This window comes from Streptomyces sp. NPDC104367 (assembly GCF_055583825.1).
The window spans coordinates 60882-86305 of record NZ_JBVJND010000008.1 but is presented as its reverse complement, the minus strand read 5'-3'; the positions used below and the strand labels follow the sequence as shown (position 1 = coordinate 86305).

At 70.0% G+C, this 25424-nt stretch carries 19 protein-coding genes and 1 other RNA gene; 9 read left to right on the top strand and 11 right to left on the bottom strand.

The annotated features are described in order from the left end of the window. Positions 1-4 precede the first annotated feature (4 nt). Positions 5-187, top strand: a complete 183-nt coding sequence (locus tag ACZ619_RS14125) for a DUF397 domain-containing protein (RefSeq protein ID WP_469598351.1) — start codon at positions 5-7, stop codon at positions 185-187. A gap of 249 nt (positions 188-436) precedes the next feature. Here the strand turns inward: ACZ619_RS14125 and ACZ619_RS14120 are convergent, their stop codons facing one another. Then, positions 437-1471, bottom strand: coding sequence for a hypothetical protein (locus ACZ619_RS14120; protein WP_469598349.1), 1035 nt, complete (start codon positions 1469-1471; stop codon positions 437-439). After that, positions 1459-2124: a hypothetical protein gene (locus ACZ619_RS14115; protein ID WP_469598347.1), complete on the bottom strand. Its 666-nt coding sequence runs from the start codon at positions 2122-2124 to the stop codon at positions 1459-1461. Before ACZ619_RS14115 ends, ACZ619_RS14120 begins: the two co-directional genes overlap by 13 nt. Before the next feature lie 284 nt (positions 2125-2408). Between ACZ619_RS14115 and ACZ619_RS14110 the strand changes: the two genes are divergently transcribed. Beyond that, positions 2409-6995 (top strand): RHS repeat-associated core domain-containing protein, encoded by a 4587-nt coding sequence (locus ACZ619_RS14110; RefSeq protein ID WP_469598345.1) that lies wholly within the window; start codon positions 2409-2411, stop codon positions 6993-6995. Between the two features lie 21 nt (positions 6996-7016). Continuing rightward, the gene (locus tag ACZ619_RS14105) at positions 7017-7484 is read left to right on the top strand and encodes a hypothetical protein (RefSeq protein ID WP_469598343.1); all 468 of its coding nucleotides are present in this window, start codon (positions 7017-7019) and stop codon (positions 7482-7484) included. Between the two features lie 40 nt (positions 7485-7524). Here ACZ619_RS14105 and ACZ619_RS14100 read toward each other — a convergent pair whose 3' ends face one another. The 4 genes from ACZ619_RS14100 to ACZ619_RS14085 form a co-directional block, all read right to left on the bottom strand. Beyond that, positions 7525-8718: an acyltransferase family protein gene (locus tag ACZ619_RS14100; protein ID WP_469598342.1), complete on the bottom strand. Its 1194-nt coding sequence runs from the start codon at positions 8716-8718 to the stop codon at positions 7525-7527. Beyond that, positions 8715-10865: a glycosyltransferase gene (locus ACZ619_RS14095; RefSeq protein ID WP_469598340.1), complete on the bottom strand. Its 2151-nt coding sequence runs from the start codon at positions 10863-10865 to the stop codon at positions 8715-8717. The genes ACZ619_RS14100 and ACZ619_RS14095 overlap by 4 nt, the downstream gene beginning before the upstream one ends. Then, complete coding sequence (locus ACZ619_RS14090) at positions 10865-11818, bottom strand: hypothetical protein (protein ID WP_469598338.1); 954 nt, start codon at positions 11816-11818, stop codon at positions 10865-10867. Before ACZ619_RS14090 ends, ACZ619_RS14095 begins: the two co-directional genes overlap by 1 nt. 189 nt (positions 11819-12007) lie before the next feature. After that, entirely contained in the window at positions 12008-12982 is a 975-nt protein-coding gene (locus ACZ619_RS14085) for a LysR family transcriptional regulator (protein WP_469598336.1), read from the bottom strand. Between the two features lie 435 nt (positions 12983-13417). Here ACZ619_RS14085 and ACZ619_RS14080 point away from each other — a divergent pair, with 435 nt between their 5' ends. The 6 genes from ACZ619_RS14080 (at position 13418) to ACZ619_RS14055 (ending at position 21180) form a co-directional block, all read left to right on the top strand. Beyond that, positions 13418-14710 (top strand): MFS transporter, encoded by a 1293-nt coding sequence (locus ACZ619_RS14080; protein WP_469598334.1) that lies wholly within the window; start codon positions 13418-13420, stop codon positions 14708-14710. A gap of 141 nt (positions 14711-14851) precedes the next feature. Further along, positions 14852-16138, top strand: coding sequence for an ABC transporter substrate-binding protein (locus ACZ619_RS14075; protein WP_469598332.1), 1287 nt, complete (start codon positions 14852-14854; stop codon positions 16136-16138). Then, on the top strand, positions 16135-17088 hold the full coding sequence (locus ACZ619_RS14070; protein WP_469598330.1) for a carbohydrate ABC transporter permease: 954 nt from the start codon (positions 16135-16137) through the stop codon (positions 17086-17088). The genes ACZ619_RS14075 and ACZ619_RS14070 overlap by 4 nt, the downstream gene beginning before the upstream one ends. Continuing rightward, a complete protein-coding gene (locus ACZ619_RS14065) occupies positions 17085-17906 on the top strand; it encodes a carbohydrate ABC transporter permease (RefSeq protein WP_469598328.1) in 822 nt (273 codons plus the stop codon). The genes ACZ619_RS14070 and ACZ619_RS14065 overlap by 4 nt, the downstream gene beginning before the upstream one ends. Positions 17907-17917: 11 nt before the next feature. Then, on the top strand, positions 17918-20170 hold the full coding sequence (gene yicI / locus ACZ619_RS14060; RefSeq protein ID WP_469598327.1) for an alpha-xylosidase: 2253 nt from the start codon (positions 17918-17920) through the stop codon (positions 20168-20170). Beyond that, complete coding sequence (locus ACZ619_RS14055; protein WP_469598325.1) at positions 20170-21180, top strand: LacI family DNA-binding transcriptional regulator; 1011 nt, start codon at positions 20170-20172, stop codon at positions 21178-21180. Before yicI ends, ACZ619_RS14055 begins: the two co-directional genes overlap by 1 nt. A 95-nt stretch (positions 21181-21275) precedes the next feature. On the opposite strand, the gene ssrA is transcribed toward ACZ619_RS14055, so the two are convergent. From ssrA to ftsE, 5 genes are all read right to left on the bottom strand, one after another. Further along, positions 21276-21675, bottom strand: a transfer-messenger RNA (tmRNA) gene (gene ssrA, locus ACZ619_RS14050). 93 nt (positions 21676-21768) lie between these two features. Next, a complete protein-coding gene (gene smpB / locus ACZ619_RS14045; RefSeq protein WP_469598742.1) occupies positions 21769-22311 on the bottom strand; it encodes an SsrA-binding protein SmpB in 543 nt (180 codons plus the stop codon). Between the two features lie 69 nt (positions 22312-22380). Beyond that, positions 22381-23550 carry a S41 family peptidase gene (locus ACZ619_RS14040; RefSeq protein ID WP_469598323.1) on the bottom strand — a complete coding sequence of 390 codons (1170 nt, stop codon included), beginning with the start codon at positions 23548-23550 and terminating at the stop codon, positions 22381-22383. A gap of 67 nt (positions 23551-23617) precedes the next feature. Next, the gene (gene ftsX, locus ACZ619_RS14035; protein WP_469598321.1) at positions 23618-24535 is read right to left on the bottom strand and encodes a permease-like cell division protein FtsX; all 918 of its coding nucleotides are present in this window, start codon (positions 24533-24535) and stop codon (positions 23618-23620) included. A 47-nt stretch (positions 24536-24582) separates the two neighbouring features. Continuing rightward, entirely contained in the window at positions 24583-25272 is a 690-nt protein-coding gene (gene ftsE / locus ACZ619_RS14030; protein WP_020132390.1) for a cell division ATP-binding protein FtsE, read from the bottom strand. Positions 25273-25424 lie beyond the last annotated feature (152 nt).

Sequence of the window (25424 nt, the reverse complement as noted above, 5' to 3'; positions counted from 1 at the left end):
ACCCATGCACATACTCCACTGGCGCAAGTCGACCTTCAGCGGCGACGGCTCGAACTGCGTCGAAATGGCAACCACACCCCACGCCGTCCACCTCCGCGACTCGAAGGACACCACTGGCGCCCACCTCACCGTCACACCCTCCACCTGGGCCCGCTTCGTCTCCCACGCGGAACGACTCAAGCACTGAATCCGGGCCGCCCACTCCGATACAGCCGACAGCCTCGGAGTCGCTCTTGCCCGAGACAGACACATACCTGAGTGAGCACGTGTCCCAGTACGACTCCGCCTCGGTATGGAACGCGATGGAGAGTATTGACTGATCAGGTTAGGGACACCGTGCCTTGCGGCGTCCCATGTGGCATTGCCGGTCTTCCAACTGACGCAAAGGATTCGAACAGACGGCGCGGGGAGCAAGAGGTCAAACCCTCTCCCTGCCTCACCTGTTCACGGACTGGATCTCCTGCACGATGACGTCCTGCGGCCGGCCGAAAGTACCGTCCGGCAGGTCACCGCCGTTCCCGTCGCTGCCGGTCCAGCTGATCTTCCAGGTGATCGTGGCCCGCAGCTGATAGGACCCGCTGCCGGACGAGCGCAGGTACTTCACCCCACAGGGCGGCGTCTTGCCCGCGTCGCCCGCGGTGTACTCCTCGCCGATACTCCCGTTGTCGATCGCGCAGACACCCGACGCCGGGTAGGTGACCGCGTCCGACGTACCGGGCTCGATCTTGAGGGAGACGGGTTCGGCGGTGGTCGTGGCAGAGACACCGAGCACCGGAACACTGGCGGTGACGGAAACCGGCTTGAACGTCGCCTTGTCCAGCCATGCCCAGGTGGCCAGATTGACCTTCGTCGTCCCAGCGGGCTTCAGGCTCACCTCGGTGGTGGGGACACGGATCTCGTCATAGGCGAGCTCACCGAGGATCTTGGTGGAGATGGTGTTCGGGATGTCGGCGGGCGGGGCGTCGCCGGTGTCCACCCAGAAATAGGGCTCGTCGCACTTGTCCCAGCCGGGCGGGAAGGACTTGTTGACGTACGAGTCCCACCAGTAACCCTTGCCCGTCTTGTCCTTGTTGAAGTCCGTGTACGGGTGACCGTCGACGTAACGATCGCGCTGCTCGGCGTCCCACTCATATCCTGTCGAGTCGGCCGCCCAGATCGGTTCCAGATACGCCTGAAGAGCGGCCGGGCTGTACTTGGGCGCGTACCAGCAGGCCGGTGGCGTCCAGGACGTGGTGGCGGCGACCGGTCCGACGGAGGCGCCGGAGCCGTTCTTGGAACGGTCGTAGACGATGGCGCCGACTGTCGAGGACAGGGTGCCGTCGTCGGAGGAGTCGCCGTGCTCCTGCGTCTCCGTGGTCACGGTCCCGTCGTCACCTCGCCCACCGGCGTAGGCGGTCTGCGAGACGAACACCGAAATCCACGCAAGCGAGAAGATCGCTGCACCTCTCGCCACTTGCCTTACGGCTGGCATGACTTGTCCCCCCGATTCGAAACAATGTCGGTAGTCTGCCAAACACCCATGGAGTTCTTCGTGAGCTTGGTGTGGTACAGCACGTAACTGTCCGCAGTCGTCGGCGTGTTCTTCACCTTGCCGGTCTTCTTGTTCTTGAGAAACGACTTGCTTTCGTCGGAGCAGTAGGTGACGTAGGCGTCCTTGGCCCCGGACAGCGTCACTTTGCGGTCGAAGTAACGGGTCTTGCCGATCCAGGTGTCACCCTTGTCGATGTACCCCTGTACATAGGTGATCGCGGCACCAAGGGCCTTGTCCGCGTTGTAGAAGCCCAGGGCCTTCGTGCTCGTGCTCCCCTGGAAGATCGCATCGTCCATGGAATTGACGCTCAGGGCGCTGTCCGCGAGAACCGCATCCTTCGTGCCGTCGCCGGACTTCTGATCCTCGAAAACATTTGTGGCGTAGGACGGGAAGGTGATCTTCGGACGTCCCGTAGCCCCGGATTCCGAAGCCGAAGCGGTCGGTGAAGCCGAGGACGAAGCCCCCGTGTCCGCACCCGCGATCTTGCCGTTCGAGTCGGACTTGTCGTTGCCGCCTCCGCCGCAGCCTGCGAGGAGAAGCGCGGCCGTCGCACCGGCGGTGGCTGTCGTGAACAGGCGGGAACGGCGGGTCACGGTGGGCTCCTGACGGGGCGGGTGATAGCGACGAAAGCAGCCGATACGGTATCCGGGAGGACACCGACGGCACCAGAGCGAATGGCCACACCCCACCCACGCAAAGCACCGACAAGCGGGACATCACGGCGCCAACTGACGCCCTGACGGCGGGCATTGGTGCGCTCCTGTGACATCACGACAGCCGCCGACGGCAACAGGCTTGGCCCTTGCAAAGAGTGACCTGTAGCTTCGCCCGAGAGCGGTGTTGTTGACGGTGAGTACGTGACGGGGGTTGCGGAATCATGGCGGGGTACCGACCGGCGGACTGGCATCCTCTCGACCTCGACAAGGACCCCACTCCGGGCGACCCGCAACGCGTCCGTACCCTCGCCAAGCAGCTCCACGACTTCGCCGACGACGTCTCCGACGCCCTGCGCCTGGTCAGGGGCATGGCCGGCGAGGACACCCTGCTCCAGTGGGCGGGCAAGTCCGCCGAGGTCTTCAAGGACCAGTTCAAGGACGTCCCCAAGAACCTGAAGAAGCTCAAGAAGTCCTACGAGCTGTGCGGGGACGCCCTCGCCGACTACTGGCCGAAGCTGGAGCGCGCCCAGGCACTGGCGGACAAGGCCCTGGCGAAGGCGAAGGACGCCCAGTCCGATCTGTCGTCGGCCAAGTCGCGTCTCTCCTCGGCCGATTCGTGGGTGTCGCGGGCGACGAAGGAAGCCGACAAGTACAAGGACGACCCCACCGGCAGCAAATCGGACGGCGACAAGCCGGACGAGGGGAAGGTGCGGGCGGCCACCCGGGACGTTCAGAGCGCCAAGTCCGCGCACACCAAGGCCCAGTCGGACGTCACGACCGCGCAGAGCGCGCTGGACGCGGCGAAGAAGATGGCCGAGGACGCCCGCAAGATGCGGGACGACGCGGCGGGCGAGGCGAAACGGAAGATCGACGAGGCATCCGACGCGGGGATCCCGAACCGGCACTGGTGGCAGGACGTCGGCCACTGGTTCGAGGACAACTGGGACACCATCGTCACCGTCTGCAAGGTCGTCGTCGCCGTCGTCGGTGTCATCGCGATGATCATCGGCGGGCCCGTCCTCGGCGCGATCGTCCTCATCGCCGCCCTCGTCGTCCTCGCCGACACCCTCTACAAATACTCCAAGGGACAGGCGTCCCTGTGGGACGTGGCGTTCGCCGCCATGGACTGCATACCCGGCGGCAAGGGCATCACCTCGCTCGGCAAACTCGCCAAGGGCGTCAAGGAGATGAAGTTCCTCAAGGGCGGCCTCAAGGCCATGGCGGAGAGCCTCGGCAAGAAAGGGCTGCGCAAGGAGGCCGACGATGCGCTCGCCAAGAGCAAGCCGGGCAAGGGGCGATGCCTCAACGGCGACCCCATCGACATGGTCTCCGGCGAGATGTACATGGCCGAGACCGATGTCGAGTTGTCCGGGCTGCTCCCACTTCTCCTACGGCGCACCCACCTGTCCACGTACCGCGCGGGCCGCTCCTTCGGCTCGTCGTGGGCCTGCACACTCGACGAACGTCTGGAGCTGGACGACCGAGGCGCCGTCTTCGCGACCGAGGACGGCATGATCCTCGTCTATCCCGTGCCGGAACCCGGGGCGTCGGTACTGCCGGCGGAGGGGCCGCGGTGGCCGCTGGACTGGGACGGCACTTCCGGTGCCCCGGTACGGATCACCGACCCGCTCACCGACATCACCCGTCATTTCGCCCCGCCGCAACGGCCCGGACCGATCGACGAGCCGTTCACCCTGCTTCTCACGGCGATGACGGACCGCAACGGCTACCGGATCGACTTCGACCGTGATCCCGACGGCACACCGGTGGCCGTACGTGACTCGGGCGGCCGCCACCTCCATGTGGACACTGCCGGCGGGCGCGTCACCGCGCTGCGCCTGCGCAATCCTGAGGACGGGCCTGGGGGTACTGTCCTGCGTCGCTTCGACTACAGCTCCTGCGGCGATCTGACCGGCGTCCACGACTCGGGCGAGCTGCCCATGAGCCTCGCCTACGACCCCGGCGGGCGCATCACGTCGTGGACCGACCGCAACGGCTACCACTACCGCTTCGGCTACGACGGGCTGGACCGCTGTGTCCGGGGCGAGGGTGCCGACGGCAGCCTGTCCTGCACCGTGGAGTACGACGACGAAGCGCGTGAGACGCGGTACACGGACGCGCTCGGCCAGACCACGACGTACCGCTACAACGAGCTCTACCAACCGGTCGCCGTGACCGACCCGCTCGGGCACACCGAGCTTTCCGAGTGGGACCGTTTCGGACGGCTGCTCGCACGCACCGACCAGTTGGGCCGCACCACCGGCCTCACTCTTGACGCCCAAGGTCAGCCGACCCGGATGGAGCGGCCGGACGGCACCGTCATCGAAGTGGCCTACAGCGACGACGGTCTGCCCGTCGCCGTCACGGAAGCCGACGGAGCGCGTTGGGAGTGCACGTACGACGGCCGAGGCAACCTGCTCACCAGCACCGATCCGCTCGGTGCGGTGAGCCGCTACACCTATGACGGGCGCGGGCACCGGACCGAACGGACCGACGCGCTCGGCAACACCTTCCGTTTCGAGACCGACGAAGCGGGGCTGCCCGTCCGGGTGGTGGACCCACGCGGCAGCACCGTCACCGTGCACCGGAACGCGTTCGGCCGCATCGTCCGGATCGACGACCCGGTCGGCGGAACCCTCCGCCAGGGATGGAGCCCGGAGGGCCGGCTGCTGTGGCGCGAGCACGCCGACGGCGGCCGGGAAACGTGGTCGTACGACCCGCAGGGCAACCTCACCGAGCACCGTGACCGCGGCGGGGCCACCACCGCCTTCGAGTACGGCGCGTTCGATCTTCCCAGCACCAGGACCGATCCGGACGGCACCCGCTACCGCTTCACCCACGACGCCGAACTACGACTGACCGGCGTGACCAATCCGCTCGGCGACATCTGGAGCTACCAGTACGACGCGGCGGGCCGTCTCGTCGGCGAGACGGACTTCGACGGCCGGACGCTCGCCTACGCCCACGATCCCACCGGCCGGCAGACCGAGCGGAGGAACGGCATCGGGCAGACGGTCCGGATGACACGTGACGACGCCGGACGCGTGGTGGAGACCCGCACGGACGGCGGCGCCGTCGTCTCCCTGCGCTACGACCCGGTCGGCCGGCTGGTCGAGGCCGCGGGCCCGGACAGCGTGGTCGCTTTCGGCTACGACGCGGTGAGCAGGGTGCTCACCGAAAGCGTCGACGGCCGCACGGTCACCAGTGCGTACGACCCGCTGGGCCGCAGGGTGCGGCGGACCACCCCGTCCGGCGCCACCTCGCAGTGGTCCTACGACTCCGTGGGGCTGCCCGTCTCACTCGTGACCGCGGCAGGCGAGCTCACCTTCACCCACGACGCGGCCGGCCGGGAAACCACCCGCGGGCTGCCCGGCGCCGCCTCGCTGACCCAGTCCTGGGACGCCGGACACCGCCTGGTGGAGCAGGTCGTCCATTCGGGGACCGGTGCGGCCGGCCCTGATGCCACCAGCGTGCTGCAGGCCCGCTCCTACACCTACCGGAGCGACGGACACCTCACCTCGGTCGACGACAGGCTGGCCGGCAGCCGGAGATTCGACCTGGACCGGGCCGGCCGCGTCACCCGGGTGTCCGCCGCGAACTGGACCGAGACCTACGCGTACGACGAACTCGGCAACCTGACCACCGCGAACCATCCCGGGACCGCGGGACAGGACGCGCAAGGCCCGGTCGGACGCTCCGGTACGAAGATCACGTCGGCGGGCCGCACCACGTACGAGCACGACGACCAAGGACGCGTGGTCCGCATGATCCGGCGCACGCTGTCCGGGCTGCGGCGGATCTGGACCTACGCCTGGGACGCCGACGACCGGCTCGTCGAGGCCGCCACTCCCGACCGGGGCGTATGGCGGTACCGCTACGACGTCCTCGGTCGGCGTACCGCCAAATGGCGGGTGCACGAGGACGGCTCGGCCGTCGACGAGACCGCCTTCACCTGGGACGGAGCCAACCTCGCGGAGCAGCAGGCGCTCCGGGACGGTGTGGTGGAGACCGACACGTGGGACTGGGACCCGGGTACCCACCGGGCGGCGGCCCAGACGCGGGGGCGACGCGGTGTCCTCGACGCGCACGAGGTCAGCAGGCGGTTCTACGCGATCGTCACCGACTCGGTGGGGACGCCCAGCGAACTCGTCGACGAGGACGGCACGATCGCCTGGCGGGCCGCCACCAGCCTGTGGGGACGGCCCCTGGCCGACGACGACGGCCTGTGCCCGCTGGCGTTCCCGGGTCAGTACCGCGACCCCGAGACCGGCCTGCACTACAACCTGGCCCGGTACTACGACCCGGACACCGCGCAGTACCTCTCACCCGACCCGCTGGGACTGGTCCCCGCTCCGAACCACCACGCCTATGTGGACAACCCACTGCGCTGGACCGACCCGCTGGGTCTGGAGGGCGACAGCACCGAGCCGGTTCGGATCTACGACGACTCTACGTACAACAAGCACGGCTCAAACAGCAGTTCATCGGCCAAGGGCGAGGTCGGCCGCGCCCCGAGCAATGGGCAGGCCGCACTCGACCGGTCCATCCACCTGGGCGACCCTGACAACCCAGCCGACTTCCGGCGGCTCGGCGTGGATCACGTCAACAACGAGATCGTGGTTCTGGATCGGCACGAGTACGTCACCGACAAGGACGGCAATATCATCAAGGAGATCTACCACGGTCACGTGCAGGGTTCCTACCCGTCGAAAAGTGTCAAGGAGAACGCTCTGACCAGGCTTGTGAGGGCCGGAATGATCGACAACAAGAAGAAGCAGCGGGTGCTCCCGCCCAAGTGCGACAAGTGACGGGCGAGGGGAAGATCAAGCATGGTGTCCGAGTGGGACTGGCGGAACGGCCAGGGTCTGCTGGCCTTCGACGACCCCGGGGAGTGGGATGCCGCGTTCGAGCGCGGTGAGCCTCATCTCGGTATAGCGGTGATCGGGCTGGCGTTCCACTGTCCGCTGGAGGAGGCGTCGCCTCGGATCGTGAAGGCGATGCGGTTGCCGGACAGGCTCCAGCGCATGAACGCCTTCGTCGCGACAGGCCACGCGGCACGGCTGAACGGCGCTTTGACCCCCGAGTTGTTCACGGCTCTGCGGGCCGAGGGACTCGGCGGAGTCGCCGAGTACCCCATCAGGGACACGCTGGCCTTCGTCCCCTTCCGGGATCTGCCGCCGTGGTTCAAACGCCTGTGGGTGTACGTGACCGTGCGCGACAAACTGGAGTACTGGTGGCATCGCGTCCAGGACGCGATCGGCGATGCCTGGCGGGTCCTGCGGCGACGCCGCGGCTGAGCCGACCGGCAGTGGAGCGGTGCAGGGCCCGACGCCTGGGTCACGCGCGTCGGCGCCCCCTCCCCCGCCGGCCCCCGTCCGGCCACAGCCGTGGGCCTCTTCTCGCCGCCACGTCCTCGATCCAGCCGAAGGTGAGGATGGTGAGGGCGATGAGGGGCCAGACCGTCACGAACATCCAGAAGGCGTAGGTGGAGTCGAGGAGGGCGGCCGCGCGGTCGGACTCCATGAAGGGGAGGTCGTAGGCGCGGTCGACGATCGGGACCGTGGCCATGATGAGCAGGTTGTGCCAGAGGTAGATCGTCACCGCGCGGTTGTTGGAGAGGGTGATCAGGCGGTCCCAGCGGCGCAGTCGGCCCGGGAGTTCCTGCCAGGACGGGGAGTACTGGAGCAGCAGGACCACCGCGCCGAACGACCAGTACGCCTGCGCGAGAGGGATGTCGTTGAGGTCCCACCCGTCGGGGCCCTGGTGGCCCGACGCCCACCACAGCGCCGCCGACATCAGCAGGAAGGACAGCGAGACCGCCGCGTAGCGCGGGACCCTGGCCAGGACGCCCTCGTGGTGCGCGATGCCGAGGATCCAGCAGCCGCCGTACACCGCGAAGTCGGACACCGCGTTGCCCGTCTCGCCCGGGATGGAGATCCATCCGGTGGCGAGCAGCGCCGTCAGGGCGAGGGGGGCCAGCGTGGTCGGCAGCGGCGCCCTGCGGAACGCCCACAGCAGCGGCGGCGACAGCACGACGAACCAGAGGTAGGCGCGCAGGTACCACAGCGGTCCCGCCGCCTCCTGTGCCCAGGTCGCGTCGAACAGGCCGGAGTCCGAGCCGAGGTGCTCGGGGTACGGCGGGGCGCCGACCGGGACCAGGTAGTCGAGGAGCTGGGCCGCGCCCGGGAGTCCGCCGCCGAGGTCCGGGTCCGACAGCGGGTGCCAGCCGGCCGCGAGCATCAACGGCAGCAGGACCGCGGCGAACACCCAGAGCGGCGGGAGGAGGCGGCGGAGTCTGCCCCGGATCACGTCCGCCGCCGGACGGCTGCTCAGGCTGCGCGCCGTCAGGGAGCCCGCCAGCGCGAACATCACGCCCATGGAGGGGAAGAGGACCGTGAGCCACGGCCAGCCGAAGAGGTGGTACACGACCACCCGGAACAGGGCCAGGGAACGCAGCAGGTCCAGGTAGCGGTCCCTGGACGGCGTCCTGGCCGGGGCCCCGGCCGACGGTTTCGTCTCGGCGTGCGTCATCCCGCCGCCCTCCCCTCGCCGCCGGCCGCCGGGACACCGCCCGGTGCCTCCACCACCCCCGTGCGCCGCAGCTTCTGCCAGCGCAGGCGGCCGCCGGTGAGGGCGGTGATCCAGGACTGGAGCAGGACGACGTACATCAGCTGGCGGTAGAGGATCTGCTGGAGCGGGAGCGAGACGAGGTGGGTCATGCGTTCGCGGTCCAGGCGGAAGGCGTACGCGGCGCAGACGGCCTGGACGGCCAGGACGCCCAGCCACGCGCCGATCGTCCTCTCGGTCGGGCCGAAGACGATGCCGTAGACGAGGAACGCGTCGATCAGGGGCGCCAGGAGCGGGGCGAGGACCATGAAGAGCGACACCAGCGGGAGGCCGACGCGGCCGAAGCGGCCGGACGGGCCCCGGTCCAGCACGGCCCGGCGGTGCTTCCAGATCGCCTGCATCGTGCCGTACGACCAGCGGTAGCGCTGGGACCACAGCTGCTGGACCGACTCCGGGGCCTCGGTCCAGGCGCGGGCCTTCTCCGCGTACACCACCCGCCAGCCGTCCCGGTGCAGTGCCATGGTGACGTCGGTGTCCTCGGCGAGCGTGTCGTCGCTCATGCCGCCGACCCGTTCGAGGGCGGTACGGCGGAAGGCGCCGACCGCGCCGGGGATCGTCGGCATGCAGCGCAGCACGTCGTACATGCGGCGGTCGAGGTTGAAGCCCATCACGTACTCGATGTGCTGCCAGGCGCCGATCAGCGAATCCCGGTTGCCCACCTTGGCGTTGCCGGCCACCGCGCCGACCTTCGGGTCGCCGAAGGGCTGCACCAGCTCGCGGACCGTGGCCGGTTCGAAGACCGTGTCGCCGTCCATCATCACGACGATGCCGTGACGGGCGTTGGCCAGGCCCCGGTTGAGCGCGGCCGGCTTGCCCGCGTTCACCTGCCGGACCACGCGCACGTTCGGCAGGCCGAGTTCCTCCACGATGCGGGCCGTGCCGTCCGACGAGCCGTCGTCGACGACGAGGATCTCGACGGGGTGCTCGCTCGCGGTCAGTGAACGGACCGTGTTCTCGATGCACTTGGCCTCGTTGTAGGCCGGGACGAGGACGGAGACCGGTTCGGTGACCGGCGGTCCCCAGCCGAAGTCCTTGCGGCGGACCCTGCGGGCGTGGACGAGGGAGAGCCAGAGCATCAGCGCGAAGCGGGCCAGCACCGAGGCGCCGATCACCGCCAGGGCGACCACCAGGACGCCGGTGATGCCGTCCGCCGCCTGGACCAGCAGGATCCACGCCCTGCCCTGCCACAGGTCGGGGCCGGTGACCGGGGTGAGCGCGCTCGGCGCGTTCAGCGCCTCGGTGAGGTTGTCGAAGGTGTAGCCGCGCCGCTGAAGCAGCGGCAGGAAGCGGTCCAGGGCCTGGACCGTCTGGTGGCGGTCGCCGCCGGAGTCGTGCATCAGGACGATCGCGCCCTTGCCGCCGTGCGGCGAGGCGTTGCGGATGATCTGCCCGACGCCGGGCTTGCGCCAGTCCTCGCTGTCCGTGTCGTTGACGACGCTGATGTAGCCGCGGCTGCCGATGTACTCGGTGACCGGCCAGGAGCGGTCGTCCATCGCGTCGGCGAAGGAGGAGTACGGCGGCCGGAACAGCGACGTGCGGATGCCGGCCGCGCCCGTGATCGCCAGCTGGGTCTGGGACAGCTCCCAGTCGATGCGCTTCGTCGACTGGTACGACAGGTCGGGGTGGCTGAAGGTGTGCACGCCGACCTCGTGTCCCTCGGCCACCATGCGCCGGACCAGCTGCGGATAGCGGGAGGTCATGGTGCCGGTGACGAAGAAGACGGCGTGCGCGTGGTGCTTCTTCAGGACGTCCAGGACCTTCGGGGTCCAGGTCGGGTCGGGGCCGTCGTCGAAGGTGAGGACCAGGCGGTGGTCGGGGATGCGCAGCGAGGTCGTCCGGCCGCCGCGGGTGTCGATGACCGGGCCGCCGTCCAGGATCCTCCCGGGGACGCGGTCGGCGGCGGCCTCGGGGCGGACGCGGTGGTCGGCGAGAATCTCGCTGTGCACGTAGCCGCGCAGCATCAGCATCGCCATCAGCGCGGCGAGGACCAGCACGGGCAGCGTCAGCCGCATCGACAGCCGGCGGCGGTTCCGGGGTGTCCTCAGCGCCATCAGAGGACGGGCCGGACGGCGGCGGACCCCGGGCGGGAGGCCGCGGACCGGGGTTCACCGGCGACCGCGGGCGGGCTCGCCGGACCCTCGGCCACCGTGCCCGGGGCCGGTCCCGGACCGCCGGTCGGGGCGGGCGACTCGCTGGGCGAGGCCGAGGGCGAGGAGTCCGGCGAGGGCGTGGCGGCGGGCGAGGACGGCGCCGACGACGGCGAGGCGTCCCCGGTCGGACCGGCCTGCGGCGAGGAACCGGCCCCCGTGACGCCCGAGGGCGCCGCCGGCTTCGCGGACGCCGACGTGCTCGGCCTCGCCGTGCCCTTCCCGCCGGTGCCGGACGCCTGCGGCGAGGCGCCGGCCGACGGGGTCGTACCGTCGCTCGCGACCGGACCGGCCGCCGAGGAGGTGTCGCCGTCGTCCGAGGTCCGGGCGGAGTCGGCGGGCCGGGGCGAGTTCTCGACCTTCCCGGCCGGCTTGTCGTCGTTCTGGCCCGGCACCGGCAGCCAGGGCGCGTCGGAGCTGCCGGACAGCAGGGTGACGACGATGACGACGGCGTAGACCGCGCAGGCGAGGCCGAGGGCCATGCCGAGCCTGCGGAAGCGGCGGCTGCGGCGCCCCGACTCGTCGACGAAGACGGGCGGCGCGTCGGCGGAGGCGTCCACCGTGCCGGGCGGCCGCAGCCGTACGCCGCCGATGTCGTTCTGGACGGTCACCTCGGCCGGGTCGTGGGCGGCGACCGGGGCGGCCCCGGTGCCACCCCCCGCGGTGCCACGGTCCACCCGGCGCCCGTCGTCGACGACGCTCCAGGGGTCACGCGGCGGACCGACGCTCTTCAGTAACTCCGTCTCCGCGAAGCCGTCCGTCCGGGGCCGGTCACCCCCCGGGCCGTCCCCGGCGTACTCCTGCTCGTCGCCCCCGGCCATCGGTACGTCCCGGGCGTCCTGGACGGCCTCGGGCAATTCCGGTTGGGTCTCTTCTCGCCAATTTTTCACGCGCGTACATCCCCCCACGGGACTGTTCCGGGCGCGCCGACGGACCCGAGCACACGTCGACAGAACGGGCCCCCACCCGCTCCGAGCGCCCCCTCCAGCTCTCCGTGCCCGGGTCCCCGAAGCTAGCGCACGGGGAGGGGCCGTGTTTCCGATGTGTCATTTGTGGCCGTCCATCACCTGTTGATCGCTGGCCGGAATCCAACCGTCGGCCGGCCGTCGAAGCCACCCTTCCGCCCGCCCGATCTCGGCGGCCGCCCGCCGCAGCGCGTCGGCTCCCGGATGGACCAGCCCCTTTCGCCACACGAGCGACACGGGGGACAACGGGACCGGATCGACCAGTGGCCGCGACACGCTTCCAGGTATGGCCGGAAATCCCACTACCGCCAGGACGGGATACCGGTCCTTGGCCATGACTCGCTGGAACTCCTCCTCCCCGACGGCCAGCGGCAGGGGCGGCGCGACGGTGATCCGGCGCCCCTCGAAGAGACAGAAGGCCAGGTCAGTCCATTCCAGTGTGCGCTCGTTGCCCGCGCCGGCGTACACCGTCTCGCCCGCCAGCGCGGCCAACGGCACCGTGTCCCGGGCCGCCAGCGGGTGGTCCGAGGGAAGAATTACGGCCATGGGTTCGAATCTGACGGGCATGTGTTCGAGGCCGGAGCGCAGCGCCGGGTCCAGTCCCGCGAACCGTCCGAAGGACATGTCGAGCCGGCCGGAGAGGAATTCGGCGGCCGCTCGGGTGAGCCCGCTCTCGTAGCGGGCCATCAGCTCGTGGTCCGGGGCGAGTTCGCGGGCGCGGTACAGCACCCGGCGGCCGGTCTCCAGTCCGGGCGAGTTGAGGTCCACCAGCAGCGGCCGGGCCTGTCCGAACGCGGCGAGCAGCGCGTCCTGGGCGGCCAGTACCCGGCGGGCGTACGGCAGCAGGCGGGCACCGTCGGGGGTCAGGGTGACCTGCCGGGTGGTCCGCACGAACAGCTCGGCGCCGAGCTCGCGCTCCAGCCGCCGCACATCACGGCTGAGCGCCTGCTGCGCGACGTACAGCCGGGCGGCGGCGCGGGTGAAGTGCAGTTCCTCGGCGACGGCGACGAAGACGCGGAGCAGCCGGGGGTCGAGATGAGCGGGAGAAACGGACACCGCCCGAACCTACCCGCACCCCACCGACCCACGACCGGGCCCCGAGGCCCCCTGCCGGAGAGCACCGGCCGCTCCCAGCACACCGCCCGACACACACCGCCCAGCGCACACCCCCCAGCACCCACCGCCCGACACGCACCGCCCAGCACCCACCGCCAGACACACACCGCCCAAGAGACACCGCCCAGCGCACGCCCCCGACACGCACCGCCCGAAAGCCGACCGAAGGACACCGCCCGGCGAGCACCGCTCGAAGGCACCGCCCAGTGGGCACCGCTCGAAGGCACCGCCCGGCGAGCACCGTTAGAAGGCACCGTCCGGTGGGCACCAACCGCCCGCAGAACACCCCCCCGGCCCGACTCACAACACCGGCGGGTCAATGCGCCCCGGGCAGGTGTTGGACCGGGCGGGCCGGCCGGAGCGACCGTGGGGCGTATGCCGATACCGACCGGGCCCGACGCTCCGCGCACCCAGCACACGCTCACCGCCGACGCCCTCGTCATCGTCGACTTCGGCCCCCGCTTCCGCTCCCGCCCGCCCGGCCCCTACCGCAGGCTCTTCCACCGCCCCGGCACCCGCGCCTTCACCGCCGGGAACCTGCTGGCCCGCCTCCCCATGGGCATGTTCAGCATCAGCGCGGTCGTGATGATCGCCGGCTCGCGCGGCTCGTACGCCCTCGCCGGTGCCGTCACCGCCACCGGTCTCGCGGCGACGGCGCTGGCCGGGCCCGCCGTCGCGCGGCTCGTCGACCGGTACGGGCAGGCCCGGGTCGCCGTCCCCGCGACCGTCGCCGCCGTGCTCGGCAGCCTCGCCCTGCTGCTCTGCGTCCGCCACGGCGCCCCCGACTGGACGCTGTTCGCGGCCTACGCGGCCACCGCCTCCACCCCCAACCTCGGCGGCATGTCCCGGGCCCGCTGGGCCCACCTGCTGCGCGACGATCCGGCCGCCCTGCACACCGCGAACTCCTTCGAACAGGCCGCCGACGAGCTGTGCTTCATGCTCGGCCCGGTGCTGGCCTCGTTCCTGACCGGCACCTTCTTCCCGGAGGCCGGCACGCTGGCCGGGGCGGTGCTGCTGCTCACCGGCACGCTGCTGTTCACCGCGCAGCGGGCGACCGAGCCGCCGCCGCGGGGCACCCGGAGCACCGCGCGGACACCGCTGCGCATCGGTTCCCTGCTGGTCTGCTTCGTCGCGACCGGCGCGGTGTTCGGCTCGATGGAGGTCGTCACCATCGCCTACGCCGACGCCCAGGGCCACCGCTCCGCGGCCGGTGCCGTGCTCGCCCTCCAGGCGGCCGGCTCCTGCGCCGCGAGCCTGCTGTACGGGGCGGTGCGGCCGGGCGGCCCGGCCGAACGGAGGCTGCCCGTCTGCCTGTCGGCGATGGCCGCCCTGATGGCCCTGCCGCTGCTCGCCGCCGGCACCGTCCACACCCTGTGGGCCCTCGCCCCCGCGCTGCTCACGGCCGGCATGGCGACCGCCCCGACCATGGTCACCGCGATGACCCTGGTCCAGGACCGCACCCCAGGGGACCGCCTCAACGAGGGGATGAGCCTGGTCGTGACCGCGCTGCTCACCGGTATCGCGGCGGGCTCCGCACTCGGCGGCTGGGCGGCCGAGCACCTGACGCCGGCGGCCGCCTTCGCCACCCCGGTCGCGGCGGCGCTCACGGCGCTCGCGGTCAACACCGTCAGTCGAATCGCTTGCCCCAATTCCCGCCGCACCCATTGACGCCCTCACAGCCCGCACCTACCTTCACCCGTCGAAGCGCTTCGACGCCTCGCATCGAACCGATTCGACGCGGGACGGCCAGGTTCGGTACGAGCACCATCCATCCGACTCCCTTGGAGGCACTGGATGTTGAGGCACTGGATGTCGACGGCACGAAGGCGCAGGGCGACCGCCGCGGCGATCATCTCCGGATCGCTGCTGCTGACCGCCTGCGGCGGCTCGGGCGGCAGCACGTCCGACGGCAAGACCCTGCGACTGTGGCACTACGAGGGCCCGACCAGCGCGATGGGCATCGCCTGGAACGAGGCCATCAAGGAGTTCGAGGCCAGCCACCCGGGCGTGAAGGTGAAGTACGAGGAGAAGAGCTTCGAACAGATCCAGAAGACCGCGCAGATGGTCCTGAACTCCTCCGACGCCCCCGACATCATGGAGTACAACAAGGGCAACGCGACGGCCGGCCTGCTCTCCAAGCAGGGCCTGCTCACCGATCTGACCGCCGAGGCGGCCAAGCGCGGCTGGGACAAGAAGCTCAGCGCGGGCGTGCGCACCACCAGCCAGTACGACGCCGAGGGCGTGATGGGCTCCGGCAAGTGGTACGGAGTGCCCAACTACGCCGAGTACGCGATGGTTTATTACAACAAGGACCTGTTCCGGAAGTACGGGATCGCCGAGCCGAAGACGTTCGACGACCTCACCGCGGCGATGGCCGAGTTCGCCGCGCACAAGATCACGCCGCTGGCGAACGCGGGCTCCGAGTACATGGCCCAGCAGTACCTCTACCAGCTCGCGCTCTCCAAGGCCGACCGCTCGTGGGTCGACAGCTACGAGCTGTACAAGGGCAAGGTCGACTTCCACGACAGCGCCTGGACGTACGCGGCCGACACCTTCGCCGACTGGGTGAAGAAGGGCTACATCGCCAAGACGTCCTCCGGGACGACCGCCGAGCAGGCCGGGGTCTCCTTCATCCAGGGCAAGTCGCCGATCCTGTTCTCCGGCAGCTGGTGGTACGGCCGCTTCCAGTCCGAGGCCAAGTTCGACTGGGGCAGCTTCCTGTGGCCCGGCTCGGACCTCAACCTCGGCTCCGGCGGCAACCTCTGGGTGGTCCCGAAGAACTCCGCGAACAAGGAGCTGGCCTACGACTTCATCGACATCACCATGTCGAAGAAGATCCAGAACCTGCTCGGCAACAAGGGCGGGGTCCCGGTGGCCGCCGACCCGAGCGCCGTCACCGACCCCAAGTCCAAGCAGCTCATCGCCGACTTCAACACCCTCAGCGACCGTGACGGCCTGGCCTTCTACCCCGACTGGCCGGTCGCCGGCTTCTACGACACCCTCGTCTCCGAGACCCAGAAGCTGATCACGGGCAGCGAGAAACCGGACGCCTATCTGAGCAACCTCCAGTCGGCGTACGACAAGGGCTCCAAGTGACGGTCGCCTTCGAGGGGCGGCGCACCACGCACCACGGGCGCCGCCCTGGCCCCACCGACCGCCCGCGCCGGGCCCGGGACTCCTACGCCCTGTTCCTGCTGCCCGGCGCCCTCGCGTTCCTCGCCGTCGTGATCGTCCCCTTCCTGATGAACACCGGCATCGGCTTCACCGACTGGCAGGGCGTGGGCAGCCCGCACTGGTCCGGCCTCGCCAACTACCGCGAGCTGCTGCACGACGCGGAGTTCTGGGCGTCGTTCCGGCACAGCCTCTTCATGGTCGTCGCGATGGCGGCGCTCCCCACCGCCCTCGGACTGGTCCTGGCCGCCGCCCTGTTCGACTACGTCGGCAAGCACTTCGGCAGCCGGACCGCGGCCGTCCTGCGCGCCTGCTTCTACCTCCCCCAGGTGCTGCCGGTCGCGGTCGCCGGAATCGTCTGGAGCTGGATCCTCGCCCCGGACAACGGCTCCCTGAACGCCCTGCTGAAGGCGGTCGGGCTGGGCGGCTGGCAGCAGGACTGGCTCGGCGACCCCGACCTCGCCCTGTACACCGTGATGGGCGTGCTGGTCTGGGTGCAGATCGGCTTCCCGCTGGTCGTCTTCATGGCCGGGCTCGGCCGCGTCGACCCCCAGCTGTACGAGGCGGCCGAGCTGGACGGCGCCGGCTGGTGGCGCCGCTTCTGGCACATCACGCTGCCGCAGATCCGCCCCGAGGTGTACGTCGTCCTGACCTGGTGCACGATCGCCGCGCTCAAGGTCTTCGGCGCGGTGTACGTGCTGACCAAGGGCGGCCCGGGCGGCGCCACCGACGTCCCGTCCTACTTCTCCTTCACCACGTTCTTCGAGAAGACCCAGGTCGGCTACGGCGCGGCGATCTCCACGGTGCTCACCGTGATCATCCTGGCCCTGTCCCTGATCGGACTGAGGCTGCAGAGCCGCACGGAGGACACATGACCGCCCTGCGCCGCTACCCCGTCCTCCTCGCCCTCTGCCTCGCCGCCCTCTTCATGGTCGTCCCGTTCCTGATCGTGGCGGTCAACGCGGTCAAGTCCCCGGCGGAGTACTCCCGAAACGGTCCGCTGAGCCTGCCGCACGGCCTCTACCTCGACGGGCTGGAGAGCTTCTGGCAGCGCGTCGACTACAGCCGGAAGCTGGTCAACTCGGCCGTCATCAGCGGCTCGGTGGCCCTGCTCGCCACCGTGCTCTCCGTCCTCAACGCGTACGCGATCGGCATCGGCCGGATCCGGGGCCGCACCTGGGTGCTCGCGTTCTTCGTCCTCGCCAACATGCTCCCGCAGGAGGCGCTGGTCTACCCGCTCTACTACCTGAGCAAGCAGGCGGGTCTGTACGACACCCGGCTCAGCGTGATCATCGTGTTCACGGTGATCCAGTCGGCGTTCGGGACGTACCTGCTCTCCTCGGTCCTCGGCGGGTTCCCGCGCGAGATCCTGGAGGCGGCCCGGATCGACGGCGCGAACAAGTGGCAGATCCTGGTCCGGATCGTCGTCCCGGTCAGCCGTCCGACCCTCGGCGTGCTGCTGGTCTTCTTCTTCATCTGGACCTGGAACGAGTTCCTGCTCCCGCTGGTCATGCTGATCTCCAACGACAACCAGACGGTGTCCGTCGCCCTCGGCGTCCTCCAGGGCCAGCGCCTGATGGACGCCACGATGACCAACGCGGCCGCCCTGCTCGGCGTCCTCCCGGCCATCGTCTTCTTCCTCGTCTTCCAGCGCACGCTCACCCGGGGCATCGCCGTGGGCGCCGTCAAGTAGGAGGTACGTGAGTGAAGTTCACCGACGGCTACTGGCTGCTCCGCGAGGGCGTCAGCGCGGCCCACCCGGTCGAGGTCCTCGACGTCACGGCCGAGGAGGGCGCGCTGGAGATCCACGCGCCGACCCAGCCCATCCGCCACCGGGGCGACCTGCTGAAGGGACCGGTCGTGACGATCAGCGCGCACACGCCGATGCCCGACGTCATCGGCGTCACCTTCACCCACTTCGAGGGCGAGCGGCCCCGCGGCCCGCGGTTCGAGCTGCACAAGGCCGACTTCGCCTCCCAGGTGTCGTACGACGACGAGTACGCGACCCTGACCTCCGGGTCGCTGACGCTCAGGCTGAGCCGGACCGCGCCCTGGCTACTCGACTTCCGCTCCGGCGGCCGCACCCTGACCTCCAGCGGGCCCAAGGGCATGGGCATCATGCGGGACACCCGCACCGGCGCCCACTACCTGCGCGAGCAACTCGGCCTCGGCGTCGGCACCTCGGTCTACGGTCTCGGCGAGCGGTTCGGCCCGCTCGTCAAGAACGGCCAGGTCGTGGACGTCTGGAACGCCGACGGCGGCACGGCCACCGAACAGGCCTACAAGAACGTGCCGTTCTACCTCACCGACGCGGGCTACGGCGTCTTCGTCGACCATCCGGGGAAGGTGTCGTTCGAGGTCGGCTCGGAGGCGGTGTCCCGGGTCCAGTTCAGCGTGGAGTCCCAGCAGCTGACGTACTACGTCATCCACGGGCCGACCCCGAAGGACATCCTGCGCAAGTACACGGCCCTGACCGGCCGCCCGGCCCTCCCGCCCGCCTGGTCCTTCGGCCTGTGGCTGTCGACGTCCTTCACGACGTCGTACGACGAGAAGACGGTGACCTCGTTCATCGACGGCATGCGGGAGCGCGAACTGCCGCTCTCCGTCTTCCACTTCGACTGCTTCTGGATGCGGGAGTTCAACTGGTGCGACTTCCGCTGGGACCCGCGGGTCTTCCCGGACCCGGAGGGGATGCTGGGGCGGCTGCACGAGCGCGGGCTTCGGGTGTGCGTGTGGATCAACCCGTACATCGCCCAGCGCTCCCCGCTGTTCGCCGAGGGCAAGGCGCTGGGACACCTGCTGCGCCGGCCGGACGGCAGCGTGTGGCAGTGGGACCTGTGGCAGCCGGGGATGGCGCTGGTGGACTTCACGTCGGCGGCGGCGCGCGACTGGTACGCGGCCAAGCTGGAGGCCGTGCTCGCCCAGGGCGTCGACTGCTTCAAGACCGACTTCGGGGAGCGGGTCCCGGTGGACGTGGCCTGGTCCGACGGCTCGGACCCGGAGCGGATGCACAACTACTACACCTACCTGTACAACCGGACCGTCTTCGAGGTGCTGCGCAAGCACCGCGGCGAGGGCGAGGCGGTGGTCTTCGCCCGGTCCGCGACGACCGGCAGCCAGAAGTTCCCGGTGCACTGGGGCGGCGACTGCGAGGCCACCTACGAGTCGATGGCCGAGTCGCTGCGCGGCGGCCTCTCGCTGGGCCTGTCGGGCTTCGGCTACTGGAGCCACGACATCGGCGGCTTCGAGGGCACCCCGACACCGGCGCTGTTCAAGCGGTGGCTGGCCTTCGGGCTGCTGTCCTCGCACAGCAGGCTGCACGGCTCCTCCTCGTACCGGGTGCCGTGGCTGTTCGACGAGGAGTCCGTGGCGGTGCTGCGGCACTTCACCCGGCTGAAGCTGAGCCTGATGCCGTACCTGTACGAGGCCGCGCGCACCGCTTCCGCCCAGGGGGTGCCGATGATGCGGGCGATGGTGCTGGAGTTCCCGGACGACCCGGGGTGCGCGCATCTGGAGCGGCAGTACATGGTGGGGTCGGATCTGCTGGTGGCGCCGGTCTTCGACGACGAGGGAGAGGTGTCGTACTACTGCCCCGAGGGGGTCTGGACCCACTTCCTGACCGGGCGCACGGTCACCGGCCCCCGCTGGGCCCGCGAGCGCCACGACTTCCTGAGCGTGCCGCTGCTGGTGCGGCCCGGGTCCGTGATCCCGGTGGGCGCGGTGGCGGACCGGCCCGACTACGACCACGCCGACGGGGTCACCCTGCGGGTGTTCGGCCTGGAGCGGGGCGGGCAGGTCACGGTCCCGGTCGGGGACGTCACCTTCACGGTCGTGCGCGAGGGCGACACCCTGCGGGCCTCGTGCGGTGACCCGGCGGCGCCGTGGAGCCTGGCGGCCGGGGAGCGGACGGCGCGCGCGGACGCCGGCACCGGGTTCCTCTGCCTGGAGCTGGGCTGATGGTGAAGATCACGGACGTGGCGCGGCACGCGGGGGTCTCCCCCAGCACGGTGTCCTACGCGCTCAGCGGCAAGCGCCCGATCTCGGACGAGACCCGGCGCCGTATCCAGGCGTCCATCCGCGAGCTGGGCTACCGTCCGCACGCCGGCGCCCGCGCCCTGGCCAGCAGCCGCTCCAACGTCCTCGCCCTGGTGGTCCCGCTGCGCACCGGCATCCATGTGCCGGTGGTGATGCAGTTCGCGGTGTCGGTGGTGACGACGGCGCGCCGCTACGACCACGACGTGCTGCTGCTGACCCAGGAGGAGGGCGAGGAGGGGCTGCACCGGGTCGCCGACACGGCACTGGTGGACGCCCTGATCGTGATGGACGTCCAGCTCCACGACCCCCGGCTGCCGCTGCTGCGGGCGCTGGAACGGCCGTCGGTGCTGATCGGCTTCCCGGCCGCCGCCGAGGGCCTGACCTGTGTCGACCTGGACTTCAGGGCAGCGGGCGAGCTGTGTGTGGAGCGGCTGGCGGGGCTGGGGCACCGGGTGGTGGCGCTGGTCGGCTCGCCGCCCGAGGTGTACGTCCGGGAGACCGCGTTCGCCCAGCGGGTCGTCCAGGGCTTCACGGCCGCCGCGGACCGCAACGCGATGGCGTCCTCCGTCCACCCGTGCGAGGCGACCCCGGCGGCGGCCCGCCGGATCGCCGAGCAGCTGCTGCGCGAGCAACCGGCGTTGACGGGGGTCGTCGTCCACAACGAGGCGGTCCTGGAGCCGTTGATCGACGCCTTCGAGCAACTCGGCCTGCGTGTGCCCACCGACCTCTCGGTCACCGCGATCTGCCCCGGCGAACTGGCGGCGGGGCTCCGGGTCCCGGTGACCTCGGTGGCCCTGCCGGCCGCGGAGCTCGGCGAACGGGCGGCGGAGCTGCTGATGCGGAAGCTGGACGGCGACGGCGAGGTGCCGGACGCGACCCTGCTCGCGCCCCGGCTGACCGAACGCGAGAGCACGGCTCCCCGGCCGGCGTGAGGGCGCCGGCCGGCGGGGCATGACGAAGGCCCCGGTGCTCTTGCCGAGCGCCGGGGCCTTCGCCCACATGGGATTGAGGAGCGGGGCTCCTCTGATCGTGGAGATGGCGGGAATCGAACCCGCGTCCAACGGTGCGGAACCAGGGCTTCTCCGTGTGCAGTTCGCTGTGATTTTCTCAGCCCCGGCGATCACGCGAACAAGTCGCCGACGGGCTCAGTCACTGTTAGATTTCCCTCTTCACCCCGTGACCGGGATCAAGGTTTAGTCCCCTAGCTGATGCCAGGATCCGGGTCGGGAACAGCCCCGGGCTGACACTCCCGTATAGGAGGCTCGCTGTCGCTACCTGAGATCAGGCAGCGAGGGCGAAGGCCTGCTGGGAGGAATCGCGCTTGGAAGTGGCGATTATTGTTTTCGGCCTGTGGTTTACGAGATCATGGCCGCTTTCTCGACACGCTTCCCCTGCCTCGACATCCGCTGTCGAAACCGATCATCCCCATGTTGACTTTTCAATCTTCACACCGGCTTCCCCCGGTGTTGGTGCCATCGTACGTGACCGACGCACGCCGGTGCCACTACATTCCCGCGTCCCTAGACACCCCGCTGCCTGCGCTTGGCCGCCGCGATCGCGCGCCCGGCCTCCCGGGTGTCCTGCTGCTCACGCAGGGTCTGCCGCTTGTCGTACTCCTTCTTGCCGCGCGCGAGCGCGATCTCGGCCTTGGCGCGGCCGTCCTTGAAGTACAGGGCGAGGGGCACGATCGTGTGACCCGTCTCCTGGGCCTTGACCTCCAGCTTGTCGATCTCCTCCCGGTGCAGCAGCAGCTTGCGCTTGCGGCGCACCGAGTGGTTGGTCCAGGTGCCCTGGCTGTACTCCGGGATGTGGGCGTTGTGCAGCCACGCCTCGTTCCCGTCGATCTGCACGAAGCCGTCGACCAGCGAGGCCCGGCCCTGACGCAGCGACTTCACCTCGGTGCCGGACAGCACCAGGCCGGCCTCGAAGGTGTCGATGATCGCGTAGTCGTGCCGCGCCTTCTTGTTCTGCGCGACGATCTTGCGCTTGCCGCCCTTCTCGCCGTCCCTGGCTTTGGCGGCCGTCCCCTGCTGCTTCTGCTGGGACTCTTTCGGTACGTACATTCCCTTGGCCATAGTGCCCTCCATTTTCGCACTACGGAGGGGGTGTGAGGGAAGCGGATTAGCAGGCGGTCACGACGGGTCGCCCAGACCGCTGAGGACCGTCTCGGCCCGCTCCAGCGCGCCGGTGCCCACCTCCAGGTCGGGGGTGATGCCCCGCCCGTCGACGGTGTGCCCGGAGGGGGTGCGGTAGTGGCCGACGGTGAGCTCGGCGACCGAGCCGTCGGGCAGCCGGGTCGGCATCTGGACGGAGCCCTTGCCGAAGGTGCGGGAGCCGAGGACGACCGCGCGGCCGCGGTCCTGGAGGGCGCCGGTGAGCATCTCGGCCGCGCTCATGGTGCCGCCGTCGACCAGCGCGACCAGGGGTCTTTCGGTGTCGCCGCCGGCTTCGGCGTGCAGGGCGCGCTGGGCGCCGTCGACGTCGTAGGTGGCGACCAGGCCGCCGTCGAGGAAGGCGGAGGCGGCGGTGACGGCCTCGCTGACCAGTCCCCCGGAGTTGCCGCGCAGGTCGAGGACGATCCCGGTGCCGGCGGGGGCCTGGCGGACCGCGGTGCGCACGACGTCGCCCGACCCCTTGGTGAAGGCGGAGATCCTGATGACGGTGATGCCGTCGGGCAGTTTGCGGACGGCCACCGAGTCGGTGGACAGCAGCGCCCGGCGGACCGTCTCGCTCCACGCGCGCGTGCCGCGCTGGAGGCCGAGGGTGACGGTCGTCCCGGCGCGGGCGTCGGTGGCGTCGCCGCGCAGTAACGAGACGACGTCGGTGACGGGCCGCCCGTCCACGTCCTCGCCGTCCACGCTGCGCAGCCGGTCGCCCTTGCGCACCCCCGCGGCGGCGGCCGGCGACCCGGTCTGCACCCTGGTCACCTCGATCCGCCCGTCCCGCTCGCGCCGGGCCCACAGCCCGACGCCGGTGTACTGGCCGTCGAGCGCCTCCTCGAACTCCTGGTACTCGCCCTCGGAGTAGACGGCCGCCCAGCGGTCCCCGCTGCGGCTGACGGCGCGTTCAGCGGCCTCCATGGGGGACTTGCCGTCGGCCATCGCCTCGGCGGCGGCCTTCGCGACGTCCTCGTGCCCGGTGGCCGAACGGGCCGTCCCGTGCGGGCTCTTCCGGTCGGTCCGCCCGGGGTCGGGGAACGCGCCGGTGGCCGCGCCGGTCACCAGGAGTCCTGCGAACACCAACGTCAGAGCCGCCGCCCGGCGAACCCGGCGGGGCTGACAGAACAGCTCTCGGCCTGACATGCCGGTGAGTCTAGGACAACGAAAAGGGCCGCACGGGCGGTTGCCCGTACGGCCCTCTTGGCATGCGTCACACCTTCAGGTACTTGCGCAGCGCGAAGAAAGCGGCCAGCGCCGGCATCAGGAGGCTCGTCGCGAGGATGAGCGGGAGCTTCGCCAACACGGCGTCCCACCCGATGAAGTTGATCAGGTTCAGCTTCTCGGAGAGGGCCAGGCCGTGGTCGATGATGAAGTAGCGGGCGATCACCAGGAATCCGCAGGCGACCGTGCCGCCGATCAGACCGGCGACGGCGGCCTCGGCGATGAACGGGGCCTGGATGTAGAAGCCCGAGGCGCCGACCAGGCGCATGATGCCGGTCTCGCGCCGGCGGCTGAACGCCGATACGCGCACGGTGTTGACGATCAGCATCAGCGCGACGACCAGCATCAGCGCCATCACGCTCCGGGCCGCCCAGTTCATGCCGTTGAGCAGACCGAAGAGGTTGTCGAGGATGCCCTTCTGGTCCTGCACGGACTGGACCCCGTCACGGCCGTCGAAGGCCGTCGCGACCACCTGGTACTTCTGCGGGTCCTTGAGCTTGATCCGGTACGACTCCTGCATCTGGTCCGGCGTGAGGGAGTCGGCCAGCGGCGAGTCGCCGAACTGCTCCTTGTAGTGCTTGTACGCCTGGTCCTGGGACTCGTACGTGACCTTCTCGACCACCGACATCTTGCCGAGGTCGGTCTTGATCTGCTTCTTCTGGTCCTCGGTGACCGCGCCCTTGGCGCAGTTGGGGTCGGACTCGGCGTCGCTCTTGTTGCAGAGGAAGATCGAGACGTTGACCTTGTCGTACCAGTAGCCCTTCATGGTGTTGACCTGGTCGCTCATGAGGAGCGAGCCACCGAAGAGCGCCAGGGACAGGGCGACCGAGACGACGACCGCGAAGGTCATCGTCAGATTGCGGCGGAGACCGACACCGATCTCCGACAGTACGAACTGGGCGCGCATGGCGTCGGGTTATGCCTTTCCGTGGACGTCTGCGGGGTCGATGGCGTTCAGTGCTGGTAGCCGTAGACGCCGCGGGCCTGGTCGCGTACGAGGCGGCCCTGCTCCAACTCGATGACGCGCTTGCGCATCTGGTCCACGATGTTCTGGTCGTGCGTGGCCATCAGTACGGTCGTGCCCGTCCGGTTGATCCGGTCGAGCAGCTTCATGATGCCGACGGAGGTCTGCGGGTCGAGGTTTCCGGTCGGCTCGTCCGCGATCAGCAGCTTGGGCCGGTTCACGAAGGCGCGCGCGATGGCCACGCGCTGCTGCTCACCGCCGGACAACTCGCCGGGCATCCGGTCCTCCTTGCCGCCGAGGCCGACGAGGTCGAGCACCTGGGGCACGGACTTGCGGATCTCGCCCTTGGACTTGCCGATGACCTCCTGCGCGAAGGCCACGTTCTCCGCCACCGTCTTGTTCGGCAGCAGTCGGAAGTCCTGGAAGACGGTCCCCAGCTGGCGGCGCATCTGCGGCACCTTCCAGTTGGAGAGGCGTGCGAGGTCCTTGCCCAGGACGTGCACCTGGCCGTGGCTGGTCCGCTCCTCGCGGAGGACCAGCCTCAGGAAGGTGGACTTTCCGGAGCCGGAGGACCCCACGAGGAAGACGAACTCGCCCTTCTCCACTTCCAGGGACACATCCCTGAGTGCGGGGCGGGTCTGCTTGGGGTAGACCTTGGAGACATTGTCGAATCGGATCACGGATGCACCACGGGTCGCCGGGGGTAGATGAGCGTGACCATACGCGAACCGGGCGAGGAAGCGCAGGCGCCGGTCACGGTTGAGTGAGGCTTGTGCGGTTTTATTCCGGGCAGGTGTGCCCCGGGAGCCCGCGCGGGGCCGAGGTCCGCGGA